Below are 18,410 nucleotides of genomic sequence, written 5' to 3'. Positions count from 1 at the left end.
AGTGCTTCAGAACAAGAAATACAGACCTTGTTTCACGTGGAACATAAAGATAAAATAAGATGTTCAAAGAATATGATGTGATTGTTGTAGGTGCCGGACACGCAGGTTGTGAAGCAGCAGCGGCAGCAGCAAACATGGGATCTTCCGTTTTATTAGTCACCATGAACATGGAGACAATTGCGCAAATGAGCTGCAACCCTGCCATGGGCGGTGTAGCGAAAGGACAAATTGTAAGAGAAATTGATGCCATGGGTGGATACTCGGGTATCATCAGTGACAAGACGACGCTGCAATTTAGAATGCTCAATTTATCGAAGGGCCCTGCAATGTGGAGTCCGCGTGCACAGAACGACAGGAAAAGATTTGCCGAAGAGTGGAGACTTGCTTTAGAACGTACACCAAATGTAGATTTCTGGCAAGATATGGTCAGCAGTCTGATCATTGAAAATAACAAAGTAACCGGAGTTAAAACTTCTATTGGTGTAGAGATCAAAGCTAAAAGTGTTATATTAACAAATGGTACTTTTCTGAATGGTTTGATCCATATTGGGGAAAAGAAATTTGGTGGCGGCCGTACTGGTGAAAAAGCAGCTACTGGAATTACAGAACAATTAACTTCAATTGGCTTCGAAGCCGGAAGAATGAAAACGGGTACTCCCCCACGCGTGGATGGAAGATCTCTGAATTATTCATTAATGGAAGAACAATGGGGTGATGAAAATCCAGGAAGATTCTCTTATACGAATGTAGAAAGACCAACAGCTAAAAGATGTTGCTGGATTACTTATACCAATAGTAATGTTCATGAAACATTAAAAGAAGGGTTTGAAAAATCCCCGATGTTTACGGGCAGAATTAAAGGTTTAGGTCCAAGATACTGTCCTTCCATTGAAGATAAAATTAACAGGTTTGCCGAAAGGGACAGACATCAGATTTTTGTAGAACCTGAAGGATGGAATACTTGTGAAATTTATGTAAATGGTTTTTCAACTTCACTACCTGAAGATGTTCAATACAGAGCTTTGATCCAGATCCCAGGATTTGAAAATGCAAAGATGTTCAGACCAGGTTACGCTATTGAATATGATTACTTTCCACCTACCCAGTTATCTTTAACTTTAGAAACTAAGTTAATTGAGAATCTATATTTTGCAGGACAAATCAATGGAACTACAGGCTATGAAGAAGCAGCGAGTCAAGGTTTCATTGCCGGAATTAATGCGCACTTAAAAATTAATGAGAAAGCGCCATTAATTATGAAACGTTCCGAATCTTATATAGGTGTATTAATTGATGACCTGGTGACTAAAGGAACTGAGGAACCCTACCGTATGTTTACTTCCAGAGCAGAGCACAGATTGTTATTGCGTCAGGATAATGCAGATATCAGGCTCTCCCCTATTGGCCATGCCTTAGGATTAATTAGTGACGAGCGCCTGGCCACTGTCAATCAGAAAATTTCGAACTCAGATAATATCGTTGCCTTCACCCGCAAACAAGGAATCGAGATGACTGAAGCGAACGACATGCTGGAAACTTTAGGTTCAACACCTTTAGCACAGAATGTTAAAATTGTCAGCGTCCTTGGCAGGCCTCAGGTTGGAATTAATGACCTTAGAAAGGTGAGTAAAAGTCTGGATGAATACTTGGCTCCATTTGATCAGGAAACTATTGAACAAGCTGAAATCAAAGTGAAATATGAAAGTTACTTTCTGAAAGAACAAGAGATCGTCAACAAAATGCAAAAGATGGAAGACAAAGATATCAATCCGGATTTTGATTATTCTTCATTAGGATCCTTATCAAAAGAAGCAAGAGAGAAATTATTGAAGATAAAACCACGTACTTTAGGCCAAGCATCAAGAATTTCAGGGGTTTCTCCTTCAGACATTTCAGTTTTGATGGTACACATTAGTAAATAAAATATAATTTATTGATTATCAATTAATTACAAACAAAAACAATACAGTCTGAAAGCAGCTTATTTTAAAGCGATATAAGAAGCTTTCAGACTTTTTACATCATAGTTATTAAAAAGGTTAAAGATTCTATTACATCGCACATAAATGGCCAAAAACAGCTTATTAAAGATTGCAAGGAGTTTATTTTATACATTTTCAGGAATATCCCTGATTTATGGCTGCGCGAGCATTGGACCTGGCCCTCAGGGAGGCCCAAAAGATAAAACACCACCAAAAGTACTTTCTATGACCCCAAAAAATTTAACCAGGAATTTTAAGGCTAAGAAAATTGTTATCCAGTTTGATGAATATTTCAAATTGACTGATCAGTATAAGCAATTCTCCATTTCTCCGGATGTAGAGGTGATGCCCACTTTAAAAATCAAGGACAAATCACTGGAGATTACTTTTACAGATTCTCTGGAAAAGAATACAACTTATACGCTTAATTTTGGTAAAGCAGTTGGCGACGTGAATGAAGGAAATGTAACTAAAAACCTGACTTATGTTTTTTCAACTGGTGCATCCCTGGACTCTTTAAGTATTTCTGGTAACATTAAAGAATCACAAACAGGCAAGCCATTAATTGAGGGCGTTGCTTTTGTACTGCCCCTATCCAGGGATAGTATTTTTGGAAAAAAGAAAGCTTCTATTTATACTTTAACGGACAGCAGTGGAAATTACAAAATTAATAATTTAAGAGCAGATACTTATAAAGTTTATGCACTGAAAGAACAAAGCAGCGATAAGATCTATCAGCAAAGTTCTGATGAAATTGGTTTTGTTAAAGAGCCTTTGGTCCTGAAAAAAGATACCCAAAATGTAAATATGATGGTGTTTAAAGAAGATGCCATACTTTTCAGGATCAATGACAGAAGACTTAATGCGGATGGAAGTATTTCAATGAACTTCAATCAGAAACTAAAAAAACCAGAAATCGTGGTGACAGAACCTAAAAATCTGGACGCTACCAAATTGGTTAAATTCAACAAAAATGGTGATTCAGTAAAGATTTGGTTAGCTGATTTAAGCTTTGATTCTACCAAAATAAGTGTCACTAATGCAGGAAAATTACTGCAAACAGTTACTTTCAACAGGGGAAAAAAAGATACTTATAAAAGAAGTTTGGTCGCGACTGATAATATTGAAACCAATTTAATCAATCCGAATAAACCATTTACTTTGACATTTGGAATGCCTGTTGAAGCTGTAGATCCATCAAAAATAGTCCTGATGGAAGATTCTGTGGTGAAAACAAATTTCACAGTGGTTAAGGATAGTGCAAACTTCCTGGCTTACCATATACGCTATCCCTGGCAAGCAAATAATATTTATGAAATCAAATTTGGTGATGGTGCTTTTACCGGGCTGTTTGCAACTAAAAGCAAAGAGTTTTTAAAGAAATTCCAGTTAGCTAAGAAAGACGATTACGGAACTTTACAGGTAAAAATAATTGTTCCTGAACCTAATAAACAGTATCTGCTGGAAATTACCAATGAAGCTAAAGCAGTAGTAAATAATTTGGTGGTATCTCTGGATACCACCGTAAAATTTGCAAATTACAGGGCCGGAAGATACTTTATCAGAATTATCTATGATACCAATAAAAATGGCATCTGGGACACTGGTAATGTTAAACTGGGCTTACAGCCAGAAACCATTTATAACGAGCCTAAAGAGCTCTCTATACGGGCTAACTGGGATAGAAATGAGACGATTACACTACCTAAAGAAAAATAGTTTATCTGAACCAATCTGAATACATAATATAGTTATCTGGTAATTTATTTAATAAAGCCCGTTGCTCTTCAGTAATGGGCTTTATTTTTTTTGCAGGTGTTCCTGCATAGAGAAAACCAGATTCACAAATTGTATTTTCCAGGACAACTGATCCGGCACCAATAATACAATATTCTTCTACCACTGCATTGTCCATGACAATAGCCCCCATACCAACAAGTACATGGTCTTTAAGGATACAACCATGTACAATCGCATTATGCCCTACTGAGACCCTGTTACCAATGGTAGTAGCAGCCTTAAGATACGTCGCATGAATAACCGCACCATCCTGAATATTACTATCATTTCCGATAGTAATTGTGTTTACATCTCCTCTGATTACTGCATTAAACCATACGGAACAATTCGTTCCCATAGTTACATCCCCTACTATAGTTGCGTTTGGTGCAATAAAACAATTTTCTCCCCATTTCGGGTGTTTATCTAAAACCGGTAAAATAACGGGCATATTCTATATATTAAAAAATAGTATCAATTAATTCTTCTGCATGTCCAGGGTAATCTGTTGTATAATGTAAACCCCTGCTTTCTTTTCTTGCCATCGCAGATTTGATCACGGTAAAGGCAACTTGTATAACGTTTCTTAATTCACATAATTTGACAGAGACTTTATTCGCTTTATAAAATTCCTCAGTTTCTTCGTGTAATAAAAATAGACGTCTCATCGCTCTGTCCAATCTAAAATCTGAACGTACAATTCCTACATAATCGCTCATTAATTTTTGAGTTTCGCGCAAGTTGTGTGTAACCAGGATATCTTCATCAGATTGAATAACTCCATGATCGTCCCATTCCGGAATATTTTCAGGAATAACGCTGTCTTTAAATTTTTCTATCGCATCCAGATAAATCCGGTGTGCAAAAACGGGGGCTTCCAATAAAGAATTTGAAGCTAACCGGTTTGCACCATGCAGACCAGTTGAAGAACATTCTCCGCAAGCATATAAATTATGAATAGAAGATCTTCCAAATTCATCTACTAAAATTCCACCACACATGTAATGAGCAGCTGGAGTAACCGGAATTAAATCTTTAGTCATGTCTATACCTATAGATAAACACTTCGCATAAATGTTTGGAAAGTGTGTCAATATGTCAGTCTTTGAACGGTTTCTAATGTCCAGATAAACGAAATCTTCACCCGATTTTTTCATCTCAGAATCTATTGCCCTGGCCACAATATCACGTGGTGCCAATGACCCTCTTTCGTCATATTCGTACATAAATTCATCCCCATTCTTACGCCTCAGAACGCCTCCAAAGCCCCTTACGGCTTCCGATATTAAGAAGGATGGATACTCACCAGGGTTATATAAAGCAGTAGGATGAAACTGAATGAACTCCATATTCCTCAATTTTCCTTTTGCACGGTAAACCATTGCCATCCCATCTCCTGTTGCAATTACTGGATTTGTAGTGCTGGAATACACATGACCAGCGCCACCGGAAGCTAGCACAGTTACCTTTGCTAGTATCTTTTCCACATCGTTAAGCTCTGTGTTAAAGGCATATACACCAAAACAGTTAATAACTTTGGTACTCTTGTCAACAAACAATCCGAGGTGATGTTGGGTAATTAACTCCAAACAGAAGTAATGTGTTAATATCTCTATGTTTGGATTCTCGTGAATTTGCTTCAATAAAACACTCTCAATTTCATAGCCCGTAACGTCTTTATAGTGTAAAACCCGGTGCTCAGAGTGCCCTCCTTCCTTCGCAAGATCATAAACGCCTGCAGGGTCCTTGTCAAATTTAATTCCGTAATCTATGATCTCCTGGATACGCTGAGGCCCTTCTTTCACCACGATTTCCACAATTGCCGGATCGCAAAGCCCATCGCCGGCAATTAAAGTATCATGAATATGCTTTTCAAAAGAATCATCTTTATCCACAACTACAGCTACCCCACCCTGGGCGTATTTTGTATTGGATTCATCTTCATTTGATTTTGTAATAATTAAAACTTTACCATGCTTAGCGGCCTTTAAAGCGAAGCTCAAGCCCGCAATCCCCGATCCTATTACTAAAAAGTCTGTATTCTTCATTGAATTGTGCTAAATCCGCCTTGTTGTTAACAACGTTAGAAATATGTTGATTACTTGTCTAAATAAATAGAGTAACTATTTAAGAATGTTTAAAGCTAAGGTAAAATGAGAATTAGACACAATATTTTAAGTTATTTTTCAGCAACTTTGCATGAGTTATTAACTTTTTACTACCAAGTAACTAATAAACATCTGAGTATGGATAAGTTTTTAATCGTAAAAATATCTAATTGTGAATCAGCGTATTTTTTCAAAAAAAAAGTGATTTAATTGTTGGTAAGTATAGAACAAGTTATAAAAACGAATAAAAATCTCAGAGTTACAAACATTACTAACACACTAATAAACAATAGAAATCTATTTATATTAAATAATTATTAATTATTGAAACGTTGAAAATGGATACCTTAGAAGAATTGAACAGAAGAGGATTTGTAGAAGAAAGTATCGACCCAACACTTGATCTTTTTGCGGAAATTGAAAAATTAAAAAAAGAGAAAAATGCGATAATCCTGGCACATTACTATCAAGAACCTGATATACAGGATGTTGCGGACTATATTGGAGACAGTTTGGGGCTTTCTCAGGAAGCTGCCAGAACAGAGGCGGATGTGATTGTTTTTGCAGGAGTGCATTTTATGGCAGAAACAGCTAAAATCCTCTCTCCTGAAAAAAAGGTTTTATTACCTGATTTAAAGGCAGGTTGCTCATTAGCAGATAGTTGTCCACCACATTTGTTTAAAAAGTTTAAAGAAAAATACCCGGATCACCTGGTCATTACCTACGTGAATTGTACGGCAGAGCTAAAAGCGATGAGTGATATTGTTTGTACCTCAACCAATGCGGTCCAAATTGTAGAAAGTCTGCCAAAAGAGCAGAAGATTATTTTTGGACCTGATAAAAATCTGGGAGCCTGGGTAGCGAAAAAAACTGGCAGGGACCTGGTGCTGTGGAATGGTGCGTGTATGGTCCACGAAATATTTTCAAGAGAGAAAATAACGAAGCTAAAAGAGCGTCATCCGCATGCAAAATTTATTGCACATCCGGAATGTGAGGAAGCTGTATTACAGATGGCAGATTATATCGGATCTACAACAGGTTTGTTAAATTATTCCATCAAAAGTGAGGCGAAAGAATTTATTATAGCGACAGAAAGTGGTATAATTCACCAGATGGAAAAGGCTAATCCAACAAAAACTTTTATTCCGGCGCCGCCGAATAATAATTGTGCTTGCAATGATTGTCCCTATATGAAGAGAAATACTTTAGAAAAACTGTATTTGTGTTTAAAAAATGGATCACCAGAAGTGACTGTACCTGAGCATATTATCAGAGAAGCAAGAAAACCAATTGAAAGAATGCTGGAGATTTCGGCAAGTCTTGGCTTATAGGGATTGTTAGCTTTAAAACTTTCCTAACAACTGTTAATAAGTTTTAAAACTTAAGAAACAGAGGTAAAAACCAACGGAAAATTCCAGCGGTTAATATTTATAAAAAAAATATGTTTGAGAATAAAGGACGTACAGAATTAGGTGAATTGGGCGAGTTTGGCCTGATTGAACACCTGACAAATAATTTTAAAATAAGACATGAAACTAGTGTCAAAGGGATTGGTGATGATGCTGCAGTATTGCATTCTGGCGATAAAGAAATTTTAATTTCTACAGATTTATTGTTGGAAGGAATCCATTTTGATCTGGCTTATGTACCGCTGATGCACTTGGGATATAAGGCTGTTCAGGTGAATTTAAGCGATATTTACGCAATGAATGGAGTAGCAGCCCAGATTACTGTTTCTATCGGGGTTTCGAGTAAGTTTCCATTAGAAGCTGTAGAAGAAATTTATAAAGGGATAGAGCTGGCCTGTAATAAGTTCAACATTGATTTAATTGGTGGGGATACCTCTTCGAGCAAGCAGGGACTAGTACTGAGTGTAACGAGTATTGGTTATGCTGCCAAAGAAGATATTTGCTACAGAAATGGTGCTAATGAAGGTGATTTAATTTGTGTTTCCGGTGATTTAGGCGGGGCTTATGTAGGGCTTCAGATTCTAGAAAGAGAAAAACAGATTTTCCTGGAAAACCCTAATATTCAGCCTGATCTGGAAGGAAAAGATTATATTATTGAAAGACAATTGAAACCTGAAGGCAGAAGAGATATTGTGGACCTGCTGGCCCAGATGAAAATCGTGCCTACTGCAATGATCGATATTTCTGATGGTTTGGCTTCTGATATTATGCATATCTGCAAGCAATCTGAAAAAGGATGTACTTTGTATGAAGATAAATTTCCAATTGACCCGATGACTTATGAAACTGCAAGGGAGCTGGGGCTTGATCCAACTGTTTGTGCATTAAATGGCGGAGAAGATTATGAATTGTTATTCACAATCAAACAGGAAGACTATACAAAATTAAAGCATGATGTGGATATTACTGTAATTGGTCACATTACTGATAAAGCTTCAGGCTGTAAAATGATTTCTAAATCAAGTGTTGTTCACGAATTGAAAGCACAGGGCTGGAACGCCTTTAAATTATAGGATTTTCATCCGCTATTAAAGCTGGGTCCAAAAATTTACGATCAATTTGTTTGGTAGTTTTTGCACCCAGCTTTTTTATTTTATCAGCTGTATTAGCCAGGTTCCCTGATCCGGTAGTTAGTTTGCCCATGGCTTTATCGTATGCATCCTGGCTCTGCCTGATATTTCTGCCGATACTCTCCATATCAGTTACAAAACCAACAAATTTATCGTACATGCTGCCGCTCAGACGTGCTATTTCCAGTACATTGCGGTTCTGTCTTTCTTGTTTCCAAATGCTTGAAATAGTCCGGAGCGTAGCCAGTAAGGTAGATGGGCTTACAATCACTACTTTTCTTTCCCAGGCATAATTGAAAAGTTCAGCGTCTTTTTGAACTGCAATACCGAATGAGGATTCTATAGGGATAAACAGCAATACGAAATCAGGGGAGTTGATTTGGTAAAGTGCCTGATAATTTTTACCTGAAAGGTCCTGGATATGGTTTTTCAAAGAAAGTAAGTGCTGTTTGACAAATATTTCTCTTTCTTCTTCGGTTTCGGCCGTGACATATTTTTCATAAGCAATCAGTGAAACTTTAGAATCGACAACAATGTGTTTATCTTCTGGCAGATCAATGATTACATCAGGTTGTACCCTATTGCCTGTTGCGGTGCTAAAACTCGATTGTATCCGGTATTCCTGGTCTTTAACAAGTCCTGAACGTTCTAATACACGCTCCAGAATCACTTCTCCCCAGTTACCTTGTTTTTTATTATCTCCTTTTAGTGCTTTGGTCAGGTTATTTGCATCTTCTTGTATTTGTTTGCTCTGATCCATCAGTTGTGAAATAACGCCTTTGAGTATATTGCGTTCGTCTGACTCCGCTTTGTATACCCGGTCGACCTTTTCCTCGAATGCTTTAATATTTTCCTTCAGCGGGCTTAAAATGAGGTCCATATTGGCTTTGTTATTTGCCGTGAATTTTGAAGTTTTCTCCTCCAGTATCTGATTAGCGATATGCTCAAATTCCATTTTGAATTTTTGCTGCAATTCTGCTATATACTTTTCCTGTTCAGTTTGTTTGTCTACCTGCGCTTTAAGCATTTCTTCTGCTTTTACAGCACGGCTTCTTTCATCCATAAATCCTGTACGCAAATCAATAAGTTCGTCTTCCAGGCGTTGCTTTTCTTCTTTGTAATAGCCTAGAATCTTTTCATGCTCGGCTTCCTTTAAACCCAATAAGTCTGTCTGGTTATTAACTGCATCTGGTTTTTTTAATAAAATGAAAAAAAGGAAGATGATAACGACGATAAGCAATACTATAATAAGAATATTCATTTGCTAATATTTTTATCAAAAATCTGTATTATAAACGATTTTAACAAGTATTTTAGTATTTATGTAGCAATGCTCTATTGTATTTATGAAGTTTTTAAGAGACAAAAAGGTTTTTATAATAGAAATATGCTTCTTATTGGAAAGAATAAAAAAGGGATTTTTTTAATAAGCAATTAATAAATTAATTATCAGGCGTATTTTTTAATTATAATAAGGTGTTTTAATCACAGAATAGCTGTTTTATTGAAATATAATTGAAATTCAAGATTATGGGAACAATTTTTGATTTATCGCAATGGATAAAATGTGATATCAAGAGATGGCGACCTATTTGTTTTTTATAATTCCGATACTGATTCTAAGCATTTTTGTGCAGTGGAAGTTCAGACATAAATTTGCGAGGTACGCGGAAATGCAGTTGAATTCTGGATTTTCAGGGCATGAGATTGCAGAAAAAATGTTGCATGATAATGGTATATATGATGTGAGGGTGATGAATGCAGACGGTCAGTTAACGGATCATTATAATCCAGCAGATAAAACTGTTAATTTAAGTACGGATGTGTATTATGGGAGAAGTGTTGCAGCCGCAGCCGTAGCTGCGCATGAATGCGGACATGCTGTTCAGCATGCTAAGTCCTACTATTGGCTGCAATTCAGAACTAATATGGTCCCGGTAGTCAGTATATCTTCTAATCTTTTGCAATGGGTATTGATCATAGGTATTTTGCTGATTGGCTTTACAGGTAATCCTTTTGTCCTGGGATTGGGAGTAGCCGGGCTTGTGCTGATCACGATATTTAGCTTCATCACCTTGCCTGTTGAATTTGATGCGAGTAAAAGAGCTTTAATATGGCTTAAAAATAATCAGGTAGTGATGCATAGTTATGAAGAAAATGCACAGGCAAAAGATGCTTTATGGTGGGCAGCAATGACCTATGTAGTAGCTGCCCTTGGTGCATTGTCCAATTTATTATATTATGCTTCCATGTTATTTGGAAGAAATAAAAACTAATTCAAACGGTAAGGTACAATGAGTTGAAATTCAGGAATGTCAACTGTAAAGTCACTTTCATCTGCAGTCCGGTGCATCAGGTAATTTCCTGACATCGATCCCATATCTGTTGTTAAATTACATCCTGAAACGTAAGAATAGCTTTCTCCTGGTTCTATGACAGGCTGAATGCCAACAACGCCTTCCCCTTCTACTTCCCTTTGTGTACCGTTGGAATCAAAAATAAACCATTGACGGCGCATTAATTGTATCGAATAATCTGACAGATTTTCTACAGAAATCTGGTAAGCAAACATAAAATGTTCTTTCTCAGGATTGGAATATTCTTCCTGATACACCGTATCTACCGAAATCTTAACGCCTTGTGTAATCGCTGTGACCATTGTTATCTAAATTCTAATCTAATTATTAAGTGTTTTTCAAAAATCAAGCCATTTCTCCTTCCAGGAGCAGGTGATGATATTTATCTGCCACTTCGTCTAAAATAGCATGAATTATTTCAATGTTATCTTCTTTGACCAATAACATTCTATAGTTCTTAAAGTCAGGTAGTCCTTTGAAATAATTAGCGTAATGGCGTCTCATCTCGAAAATACCTACTTTTGGTCCTTTCCATGCAATAGACTTATCTAAGTGGGTTCTGCAGACTGAAACTCTTTCTGCAACTGTAGGGCCAGCAAGTTTTTCCCCGGTTTTGAAAAAATGGGCAATTTCTCTGAAAATCCACGGGTAACCAATTGCAGCTCTGCCGATCATGATTCCGTCTACTTCAAATTCTCTGCGCCAGTCGAGTGCCTTTTGAGGGCTGTCTACGTCACCGTTACCGAAAACCGGAATTTTGATCCTTGGATTTCTTTTAATATCCCTGATCATCCGCCAGTCGGCTTCGCCTTTATACATCTGCGATCTTGTCCTTCCGTGAATAGTCAGTGCCTGAATACCGATATCCTGTAGCCTTTCGGCAACCTCATCTACGTTTTTAGTGTTATCATCCCAGCCTAAACGGGTTTTAACAGTAACCGGTAAATGGGTGGCTTTTACTACAGCTTCAGTCATCTTTACCATTTTATCTATATCCTGCAAAAGTGCTGATCCTGCCCCTTTACAAGCTACCTGTTTAACAGGACAGCCATAATTGATATCAATCAGGTCTGGTTTGGCCAGGGTAGCAATTTCTGTAGCTTCTTGCATGGTTGATATTTCACTTCCGAAAATCTGAATACCAATAGGTCTTTCGTACTCAAAAATATCAAGTTTCTGCCTGCTTTTAGCTGCATCACGTATCAATCCTTCAGAAGAAATGAATTCTGTGTACATCATATCCACACCGCTTTGTTTACATACAAAACGGAAAGGCGGATCGCTTACATCTTCCATCGGTGCCAGCAATAATGGGAACTCTCCCAAGTCAATATTTCCTATCTTTACAGACATTTTTCTATCTTCAATCCAAAATTAAAAGACAAAGGTACAAACTATTCCCAATAATGAATTTCATTTACAACGAAGCGGAAGAAAAGGATGCTTATATACAGCTACTTATGATCCTGTGTTATACGATATTAGGTTTGGTTATAGGCTCAGTACTAAGTTTAGCGGTAGTAGTGGCCGTTTACGGGAGCGATGGTTTAAGTAATGCAGCTGTTTTAATGAGCGGAGATGCCAGTTCTGCAGCTGTCCTTAAAGTTTCACAGGTTTTAACTACTGGCTGTATGTTCATTTTACCGCCTTTAATGCTTGCCTGGACAGAAAAAATTAAAATCAGTAATTTTTATAGTTTTAAAAAACCAACGGCTTCTCTTCTTTTTTTAGTCTTTTTGATCATGCTTTGTTCCATGCCTTTAATGGAGTGGGTTGGCTTGGCTAATCAAAAAATGGTGCTCCCGGAATTTCTTAAACCACTTGAAAACTGGATGCGGAGTAAAGAAGATGAAGCGATGAAAATGACAATTTTATTATTAAACACGAAGAATATTTCTGACTTTTTGATCAATATTCTAGTTATTGCGTTACTACCGGCCATCGGAGAGGAACTGATGTTCAGAGGAGGAATCCAACGGTCATTTACTAAAATGTTCAAGAATCCGCATGTGGCTATCTGGATTTCTGCTTTTATTTTCAGTGCAATACATCTCCAGTTTTTTGGTTTTTTCCCCAGGTTATTTTTGGGGGCGGCATTTGGTTATATTTATTGGTGGACGGGCAGTTTATGGTATGCTATGCTGGCACACTTTTTAAACAATGCGTATGCAGTGAGTGTAGCCTGGTATTTGCAAAAACATAACATTCCTTTAACTGAAGCAGATAATTCTTCAAATTTTCCATGGTATGCATACGTTATTAGTTTAATTTTGAGCATATTTTTATTTAAGTATTTAAAAAACAAAACCACATCGGGCAATGGAAAACAATTGGGTTAAGGTTTATACCACAGAAAATCCTGTTACGGCAGAGATTATCAAACAAGGATTAATAGAAAATGATATTGCTGCTGTAATTATGAATAAAAAAGATTCTTCTTATCAGACTTTCGGTGTGATTGAAGTATTGGTGAATCAAAAGGATTTTGATGCTGCGGATACTTATATAAAATCTACGGAAACAGAATGAAAACCAGAGCAATAACAGCCTTCTTTTTTACGATTGTGATGTTAGGCTCTATTTTTCTGGGCGCTGTGACTTTTACTTTCTTTTATTTGTTTTTAAGTGTTTTTTCTCTGGCAGAATTTTATAAACTGATTAAAACATCTGGAATCAGACCGCACCGGAATATCGGTTTGGTGGTGAGTGCATTTATCTTTTTAATTACCGCGGGTTACCATTTGTATCAGTTTGACACCAAATATTTATTGTTGTTGATTCCGCTGGTTTCAGCAGTTTTCCTGGGTGAGCTTTACAAAAAAGATAAGATCCCATTTGGCAATATTGCTTATACTTTTGTAGGCTTTGTCTATGTAACGGTCCCTTTCTGTTTTTTCTATTCTTTAGCTTTTATACAAGATTTCAAAACACATAATTATCATTTACCCCTGGCTTTTTTACTTTTGTTATGGGCTAGTGATACCGGTGCTTATTTATTCGGCAGAAAACTAGGGAGCCATAAATTATTTGAGCGGCATTCTCCGAAAAAAACATGGGAAGGATTCTTTGGCGGCATGCTGACCAGTGTTTTAGTTTCTTTTGTGATTTCTTTATTTTTTACTGAAATACCATTTCTGGTTTGGGCTGGAATGGCTGTTTTAATTGTGAGTTTTGGTACGCTTGGGGATCTGGTAGAATCCATGCTTAAAAGAAGTTTGAATGCAAAGGATTCGGGTACACTTTTACCTGGGCATGGTGGTTTGCTTGATAGGTTTGATGGATTATTGATTGCGGCACCTGTTGTTTTTGCCTATTTGTACCTTGTTTTAAATTAATTTCTGATGAATAAATTTGCTTATTTTATTTTGCTTTTATTAGCAGTTTCTGCCGGCTGTAATCAAGAATCGGGAGCCGGAAAAAATGGTTCAGAGACTGCAAAGAATAATGGAACTCGGGCACAAAATGATACTTCACTTGCTGCTAAACGCATTTTGATGATTGCTGAATTGAAAAAGATGCAGCAGGCTTTCATTGCAAAAGATGTGAATCAGATTGAAAAGTATTTTGATTTTCCGCTGGCTGATAGTACAATGTCGATGTTTGATGTCAATGAAGAGTTTGATCAGGTAAGAAAAGGGAATGGTGGAATCATCAGCAGGGCACTTTTTATCAAAAATTTTAATGATATCTACGATTACTTTCAAATGGGTGGCTTTAATGACCTTTTTAAGGCCGTTAATATAGCTGAGTTAAAGGATAAGACCAGATTAGAAAATGAATCACACGTGGAAGATGAGGGATGTTATTCTTTTTATGTAGTCCAGGTTGACGGGGATACCGTGAGCCTGCAATATGGGACAAATTCAGATCCTAAATACAGGGAAGCACATCCGGACCAGGAAGAAGTTTGTGGTGAATCTGCTCAGCAATGGACTTTCAAATTAGAAGGAGGCCGTTTGCGTTTTATTAAAGAAACAACCGCCGGATAGTTGATCCAGCAGTTGTTTTATGGTTGATTTATCTTGTTCTCAATGGTTTCAACAGATATTCTAATCCATTTAGCCTGATTTCATACATGGTTCCGATCAGTTCTCCAAGTTTACCTGGAGGAAGGCCCTGGTTATTAAACCAGATCAGATACGACTCTGGTAAGTCGCAGATTATTTTGTCTTTGTATTTGCCAAATGGCATTTTAAAGGTCACCAGCTCGTTCAATAGTTGTGGATTCATGCTGTTTATTTATTCTGCAACCATTTGCAGCATTTGAATAGCTTCGTCTACTGTTTTCAGATCTTCAAAGGCAATTCTTAAGGTGTTTTTTACTTCTTTCAGGTTACACATCCGGGGATGCTGCTGCGCAAAGTTCAATATTTTATGGAACATTGGGGAATCGAAGAAATTGGATTGCTTATCGGCAATAAAATAGCCTCTTAATACCCCTTTTTTAAAGCTTAATTTTTCAAATCCCAGCTTCTTGGCCGTCCACTGTAGCCTCAGGACATTCAACATGGTCTTCACAGGCTTCGGAACAGCACCAAAGCGGTCTTTTAACGAAGTTTCAAACGCAGTTAGCTGTGATTCGTTATCCAGCTTAGAAAGTTCGGTATAGAGGTTATATCGCTCTGTAATGTTTGTTACATAATCATCCGGAATATATAATTCAAGATCTGTATCTATTTGTGTAAAGGTAACGAAGGGGCGCTCCTTGTCATCTTTGAATAATTCTTTGAATTCATCAGATTTGAGCTCTTGTATTGCTTCATCTAATATCTTATGGTACATTTCAAAACCTATTTCTGCAATGAACCCGCTTTGTTCTGCCCCCAGCAGGTTTCCACTACCACGGATATCCAGATCACGCATAGCAATATTAAAACCACTGCCCAGATCAGAAAACTCTTCAATAGCACTCAAACGTTTCCTTGCTTCGGAGGTCAATGTGGATAAGGGTGGGCTTAAAAGGTAACAGAAGGCTTTTTTATTAGATCTTCCTACCCTTCCACGCATCTGGTGCAAATCACTTAAACCAAACATGTGGGCATGGTTAATGATGATGGTATTGGCATTTGGAATATCAAGACCTGCTTCGATAATCGTAGTAGCTACCAATACGTCTTTTTCTCCATTGATGAAATCTAACATGACATCTTCCAGCGCATCTCCGTCTAATTGTCCGTGAGCGATACCTATACGGGCTTTTGGAACAAGTGTTTGTATCAATCCGCCGAGTTGTGGCAGGTCATTTACCCGGTTATGGATAAAAAATACTTGTCCGCCACGATCCAGTTCAAACTGCACTGCTTCCTGGATAAGTTTGTCGTTAAAAACGTGAAGTTCAGTATTAACTGGCTGCCTGTTTGGTGGCGGTGTGCTCATAATGGATAAATCCCTTGCGCCCATGAGTGAAAAATGCAAGGTCCTTGGTATTGGTGTAGCAGTAAGTGTAAGGGTATCTACATTTACACGCAATGCACGTAATTTTTCTTTGGCAGAGACACCGAATTTCTGTTCTTCATCGATAATCATAATACCGAGTGACTTGAATTTCACGTCTTTACTCAATAAACGATGCGTTCCGATAATGATGTCTACTTTACCTTCTTCTACTTGTGCCAGTGTTTCTTTGATCTGTTTATTGGTCTTGAAACGGTTAATATAATCTACTTTGCAGGGAAACTCTTTTAGTCTTCCTGAAAATGTCTTGAAATGCTGTAAAGCAAGAATAGTTGTTGGAACCAGAACCGCAGCCTGTTTGCCGTTTGCTACAGCTTTAAACGCAGCCCTGATGGCTATTTCTGTTTTTCCAAATCCGACGTCACCACAAACCAGCCTGTCCATTGGATGTGGGGCTTCCATGTCCTTTTTGACATCATTGGTGGCTTTCATCTGATCGGGTGTGTCTTCATAAATGAAGGAAGCTTCCAGTTCAGTTTCCAGATAGCCGTCGGGATCAAATGCGGTTCCTACCTGAGATTTTCTCAAAGCGTAGAGTTTGATCAGGTCCCGGGCAATGTCTTTAACTTTTTTTTTTGTAGTCTTTTTTAGTTTATCCCAGGCTTCTGTACCCAGTTTATTCATTTTAGGTGGTGTACCATCTTTTCCACTGTATTTTGCAATACGGTTTAAAGAGTTGATATTGACATAAAGCAGATCATTATCAGCGTATACCAACCGGATCATTTCTTGTGTCTTGCCATTGACTTCGACCTTTTCTAAACCGGCATATTTACCAATACCATGGTCTATATGGGTCACGAAGTCACCTGGTTTCAGGTCCCTCAGGTCTTTCATCGTGATAGCCTGACTACGCTGATAACCTCTTTTTAATTTATATTTATAGAACCGGTCAAAGATCTGGTGATCGGTATAAAAAGCTATAGATTGCTGCGGATCAATAAAACCTTCTCTTAGCTGGATATTGACGGGAACGAACTTTGCTGTTTTATCAATATCGTCTAAGATCGCGTACAACCTCTCGGTTTGTTTAGGAGAAGAGCTGGAAATAAAGTTATGAATTCCGTTTTTCTCGTTTTCTTTTAAATTATGGATCAGCAGATTGAAATCCTTGTTGAAAGAGGGCTGTGGTTTGGTGTCAAACAGGAAAACGTTGTCAGTTTTATAGAAGAATTGCTTTCCAAACTCTATGACAGAGAAATCATGTAAAATATCTCCAATCATTCTTTCATCAGAAAAGGCAAATTTAGGGTCAATCCAGTCCAGATTTTCCTGTTTCTCTTTTGCAGGGAGTGCTTTCCATAATTCTACGGCCTTTTTATAACCGGTTTTAATGACATCCAAAGTGAATTGTACATCTTTAAACCAGAGCTGTGTATCATTTTCTACATAATCCAGCAGGTTAATATTGCTTTCTGTCAGATATTTGGATTGTACGTTAGGAATGATCGTAAAGGTTTTAACGTCTTCTACGGAGAGTTGACTTTCTATTTCAAAAGTCCGGATGCTCTCTACTTCATCGCCAAAAAATTCTATCCGGTAAGGAAGATCATGGGAAAAAGAGAAAATGTCAACGATACCGCCACGGATAGAGAACTGACCGGGTTCATAAACAAAATCGGTGCGGTTAAAGTCATAATCAACCAGAAATTCATTGATAAAGTCAATGCCTAGTTTTACACCTAAACTTATTTCCAGTGTATTTTTTTCCAGGACAGCTCTGTTAATCACTTTTTCGGCAAGCGCTTCAGGATAGGTCACCACGATCTTTCCAAAAGAAGAGTTGTGATTCAGTTCATTGAGTACTTCTGCTCTGGCCAGCACATTAGCAGTATCTACCTGCGTGAAATCAAAGGCTTTACGGAAAGAGGAAGGGAAAATCAAGACTTCTTTTTCAAGTATACTCTCCAGGTCTGCCATAAAATAAGCGGCTTCTTCTCGGTCAGGAAGAATAAATAATTGTGGCTTATGCAGCAGGAAGTAGGTGGTAACGGCAATTGTAGCATCGGCAGAGCCTACTAAACCTTTTAATTGAAGTTTATTACCTTTACCCGAATTGAGGGTCTTTGCAAGCGCTTCGATGCGCTCATCAGTTTTATATCTATTGATCAGGTCGCGGATGTTCACCTCACAAAGATAATATTTATGATTTGCTAATATGTAACAATGCGGCCATTTATGACTCTAAAAT

At 37.6% G+C, this 18,410-nt stretch carries 16 protein-coding genes; 9 read left to right on the top strand and 7 right to left on the bottom strand.

What is annotated here, in order from left to right:
• Window positions 1-59: 59 nt before the first annotated feature.
• Both mnmG and AY601_RS20800 read left to right on the top strand, forming a co-directional pair.
• Window positions 60-1,922: a tRNA uridine-5-carboxymethylaminomethyl(34) synthesis enzyme MnmG gene (mnmG, locus tag AY601_RS20805; protein WP_068404722.1), complete on the top strand. Its 1,863-nt coding sequence runs from the start codon at window positions 60-62 to the stop codon at window positions 1,920-1,922.
• Window positions 1,923-2,066: 144 nt separating this feature from the next.
• On the top strand, window positions 2,067-3,701 hold the full coding sequence (locus AY601_RS20800) for an Ig-like domain-containing protein (RefSeq protein ID WP_068404720.1): 1,635 nt from the start codon (window positions 2,067-2,069) through the stop codon (window positions 3,699-3,701).
• A 1-nt stretch (window position 3,702) separates the two neighbouring features.
• Here AY601_RS20800 and AY601_RS20795 read toward each other — a convergent pair whose 3' ends face one another.
• Window positions 3,703-4,212: a gamma carbonic anhydrase family protein gene (locus tag AY601_RS20795; RefSeq protein ID WP_068404717.1), complete on the bottom strand. Its 510-nt coding sequence runs from the start codon at window positions 4,210-4,212 to the stop codon at window positions 3,703-3,705.
• A gap of 10 nt (window positions 4,213-4,222) precedes the next feature.
• Window positions 4,223-5,809 (bottom strand): L-aspartate oxidase, encoded by a 1,587-nt coding sequence (gene nadB / locus AY601_RS20790; protein WP_068404715.1) that lies wholly within the window; start codon window positions 5,807-5,809, stop codon window positions 4,223-4,225.
• 398 nt (window positions 5,810-6,207) lie between these two features.
• Here nadB and nadA point away from each other — a divergent pair, with 398 nt between their 5' ends.
• Together nadA and thiL are read left to right on the top strand one after the other, a co-directional pair.
• Window positions 6,208-7,200 (top strand): quinolinate synthase NadA, encoded by a 993-nt coding sequence (gene nadA / locus AY601_RS20785; RefSeq protein WP_068404714.1) that lies wholly within the window; start codon window positions 6,208-6,210, stop codon window positions 7,198-7,200.
• A 110-nt stretch (window positions 7,201-7,310) separates the two neighbouring features.
• The gene (gene thiL, locus AY601_RS20780; RefSeq protein ID WP_068404712.1) at window positions 7,311-8,351 is read left to right on the top strand and encodes a thiamine-phosphate kinase; all 1,041 of its coding nucleotides are present in this window, start codon (window positions 7,311-7,313) and stop codon (window positions 8,349-8,351) included.
• Here thiL and AY601_RS20775 read toward each other — a convergent pair.
• Window positions 8,341-9,669 (bottom strand): DNA recombination protein RmuC, encoded by a 1,329-nt coding sequence (locus AY601_RS20775; protein WP_068404710.1) that lies wholly within the window; start codon window positions 9,667-9,669, stop codon window positions 8,341-8,343. The two genes, thiL and AY601_RS20775, sit on opposite strands and share 11 nt — an antisense overlap.
• Window positions 9,670-9,988: 319 nt before the next feature.
• On the opposite strand from AY601_RS20775, the gene AY601_RS20770 reads away from it, so the two are divergent.
• Entirely contained in the window at window positions 9,989-10,684 is a 696-nt protein-coding gene (locus AY601_RS20770; RefSeq protein ID WP_068404708.1) for a zinc metallopeptidase, read from the top strand.
• On the opposite strand, the gene apaG is transcribed toward AY601_RS20770, so the two are convergent.
• Window positions 10,681-11,067, bottom strand: a complete 387-nt coding sequence (apaG, locus tag AY601_RS20765) for a Co2+/Mg2+ efflux protein ApaG (protein WP_068404707.1) — start codon at window positions 11,065-11,067, stop codon at window positions 10,681-10,683. The genes AY601_RS20770 and apaG overlap by 4 nt on opposite strands.
• 43 nt (window positions 11,068-11,110) lie before the next feature.
• Window positions 11,111-12,118, bottom strand: a complete 1,008-nt coding sequence (dusB, locus tag AY601_RS20760) for a tRNA dihydrouridine synthase DusB (RefSeq protein ID WP_068404705.1) — start codon at window positions 12,116-12,118, stop codon at window positions 11,111-11,113.
• 53 nt (window positions 12,119-12,171) lie between these two features.
• On the opposite strand from dusB, the gene AY601_RS20755 reads away from it, so the two are divergent.
• Genes AY601_RS20755 through AY601_RS20740 form a run of 4 tightly spaced genes read left to right on the top strand, consistent with a single transcriptional unit; the run spans window position 12,172 to window position 14,754 of the window.
• On the top strand, window positions 12,172-13,104 hold the full coding sequence (locus AY601_RS20755; RefSeq protein ID WP_068404703.1) for a CPBP family intramembrane glutamic endopeptidase: 933 nt from the start codon (window positions 12,172-12,174) through the stop codon (window positions 13,102-13,104).
• A complete protein-coding gene (locus AY601_RS20750) occupies window positions 13,085-13,294 on the top strand; it encodes a DUF2007 domain-containing protein (RefSeq protein ID WP_068404701.1) in 210 nt (69 codons plus the stop codon). The genes AY601_RS20755 and AY601_RS20750 overlap by 20 nt, the downstream gene beginning before the upstream one ends.
• Window positions 13,291-14,100, top strand: a complete 810-nt coding sequence (locus AY601_RS20745) for a phosphatidate cytidylyltransferase (RefSeq protein WP_068404699.1) — start codon at window positions 13,291-13,293, stop codon at window positions 14,098-14,100. Before AY601_RS20750 ends, AY601_RS20745 begins: the two co-directional genes overlap by 4 nt.
• A 6-nt stretch (window positions 14,101-14,106) precedes the next feature.
• Complete coding sequence (locus AY601_RS20740) at window positions 14,107-14,754, top strand: hypothetical protein (protein WP_068404696.1); 648 nt, start codon at window positions 14,107-14,109, stop codon at window positions 14,752-14,754.
• Between the two features lie 28 nt (window positions 14,755-14,782).
• Here AY601_RS20740 and AY601_RS20735 read toward each other — a convergent pair whose 3' ends face one another.
• Together AY601_RS20735 and mfd are read right to left on the bottom strand one after the other, a co-directional pair.
• Entirely contained in the window at window positions 14,783-14,995 is a 213-nt protein-coding gene (locus AY601_RS20735; protein WP_068404695.1) for a DUF3820 family protein, read from the bottom strand.
• 9 nt (window positions 14,996-15,004) lie between these two features.
• Window positions 15,005-18,346 (bottom strand): transcription-repair coupling factor, encoded by a 3,342-nt coding sequence (mfd, locus tag AY601_RS20730; RefSeq protein WP_068404693.1) that lies wholly within the window; start codon window positions 18,344-18,346, stop codon window positions 15,005-15,007.
• Window positions 18,347-18,410: the final 64 nt, after the last annotated feature.

It is taken from the genome of Pedobacter cryoconitis, from assembly GCF_001590605.1.
Classification (GTDB): Bacteria; Bacteroidota; Bacteroidia; order Sphingobacteriales; family Sphingobacteriaceae; genus Pedobacter; species Pedobacter cryoconitis_A.
This window is presented reverse-complemented; position numbering and strand designations above follow the sequence as displayed.

What these genes read in the sequence shown, in the direction of transcription:
- nadB (WP_068404715.1), bottom strand. Translation starts at nt 5,809, where the DNA reads ATGAAGAATACAGACTTTTTAGTAATAGGATCGGGGATTGCGGGCTTG.
- apaG (WP_068404707.1), bottom strand. Translation starts at nt 11,067, where the DNA reads ATGGTCACAGCGATTACACAAGGCGTTAAGATTTCGGTAGATACGGTG.
- dusB (WP_068404705.1), bottom strand. Translation starts at nt 12,118, where the DNA reads ATGTCTGTAAAGATAGGAAATATTGACTTGGGAGAGTTCCCATTATTG.
- AY601_RS20740 (WP_068404696.1), top strand. Translation starts at nt 14,107, where the DNA reads ATGAATAAATTTGCTTATTTTATTTTGCTTTTATTAGCAGTTTCTGCC.
- AY601_RS20800 (WP_068404720.1), top strand. Translation starts at nt 2,067, where the DNA reads ATGGCCAAAAACAGCTTATTAAAGATTGCAAGGAGTTTATTTTATACA.
- thiL (WP_068404712.1), top strand. Translation starts at nt 7,311, where the DNA reads ATGTTTGAGAATAAAGGACGTACAGAATTAGGTGAATTGGGCGAGTTT.
- AY601_RS20745 (WP_068404699.1), top strand. Translation starts at nt 13,291, where the DNA reads ATGAAAACCAGAGCAATAACAGCCTTCTTTTTTACGATTGTGATGTTA.
- AY601_RS20775 (WP_068404710.1), bottom strand. Translation starts at nt 9,669, where the DNA reads ATGAATATTCTTATTATAGTATTGCTTATCGTCGTTATCATCTTCCTT.
- mnmG (WP_068404722.1), top strand. Translation starts at nt 60, where the DNA reads ATGTTCAAAGAATATGATGTGATTGTTGTAGGTGCCGGACACGCAGGT.
- AY601_RS20770 (WP_068404708.1), top strand. Translation starts at nt 9,989, where the DNA reads ATGGCGACCTATTTGTTTTTTATAATTCCGATACTGATTCTAAGCATT.
- AY601_RS20750 (WP_068404701.1), top strand. Translation starts at nt 13,085, where the DNA reads ATGGAAAACAATTGGGTTAAGGTTTATACCACAGAAAATCCTGTTACG.
- AY601_RS20755 (WP_068404703.1), top strand. Translation starts at nt 12,172, where the DNA reads ATGAATTTCATTTACAACGAAGCGGAAGAAAAGGATGCTTATATACAG.
- AY601_RS20795 (WP_068404717.1), bottom strand. Translation starts at nt 4,212, where the DNA reads ATGCCCGTTATTTTACCGGTTTTAGATAAACACCCGAAATGGGGAGAA.
- nadA (WP_068404714.1), top strand. Translation starts at nt 6,208, where the DNA reads ATGGATACCTTAGAAGAATTGAACAGAAGAGGATTTGTAGAAGAAAGT.
- AY601_RS20735 (WP_068404695.1), bottom strand. Translation starts at nt 14,995, where the DNA reads ATGAATCCACAACTATTGAACGAGCTGGTGACCTTTAAAATGCCATTT.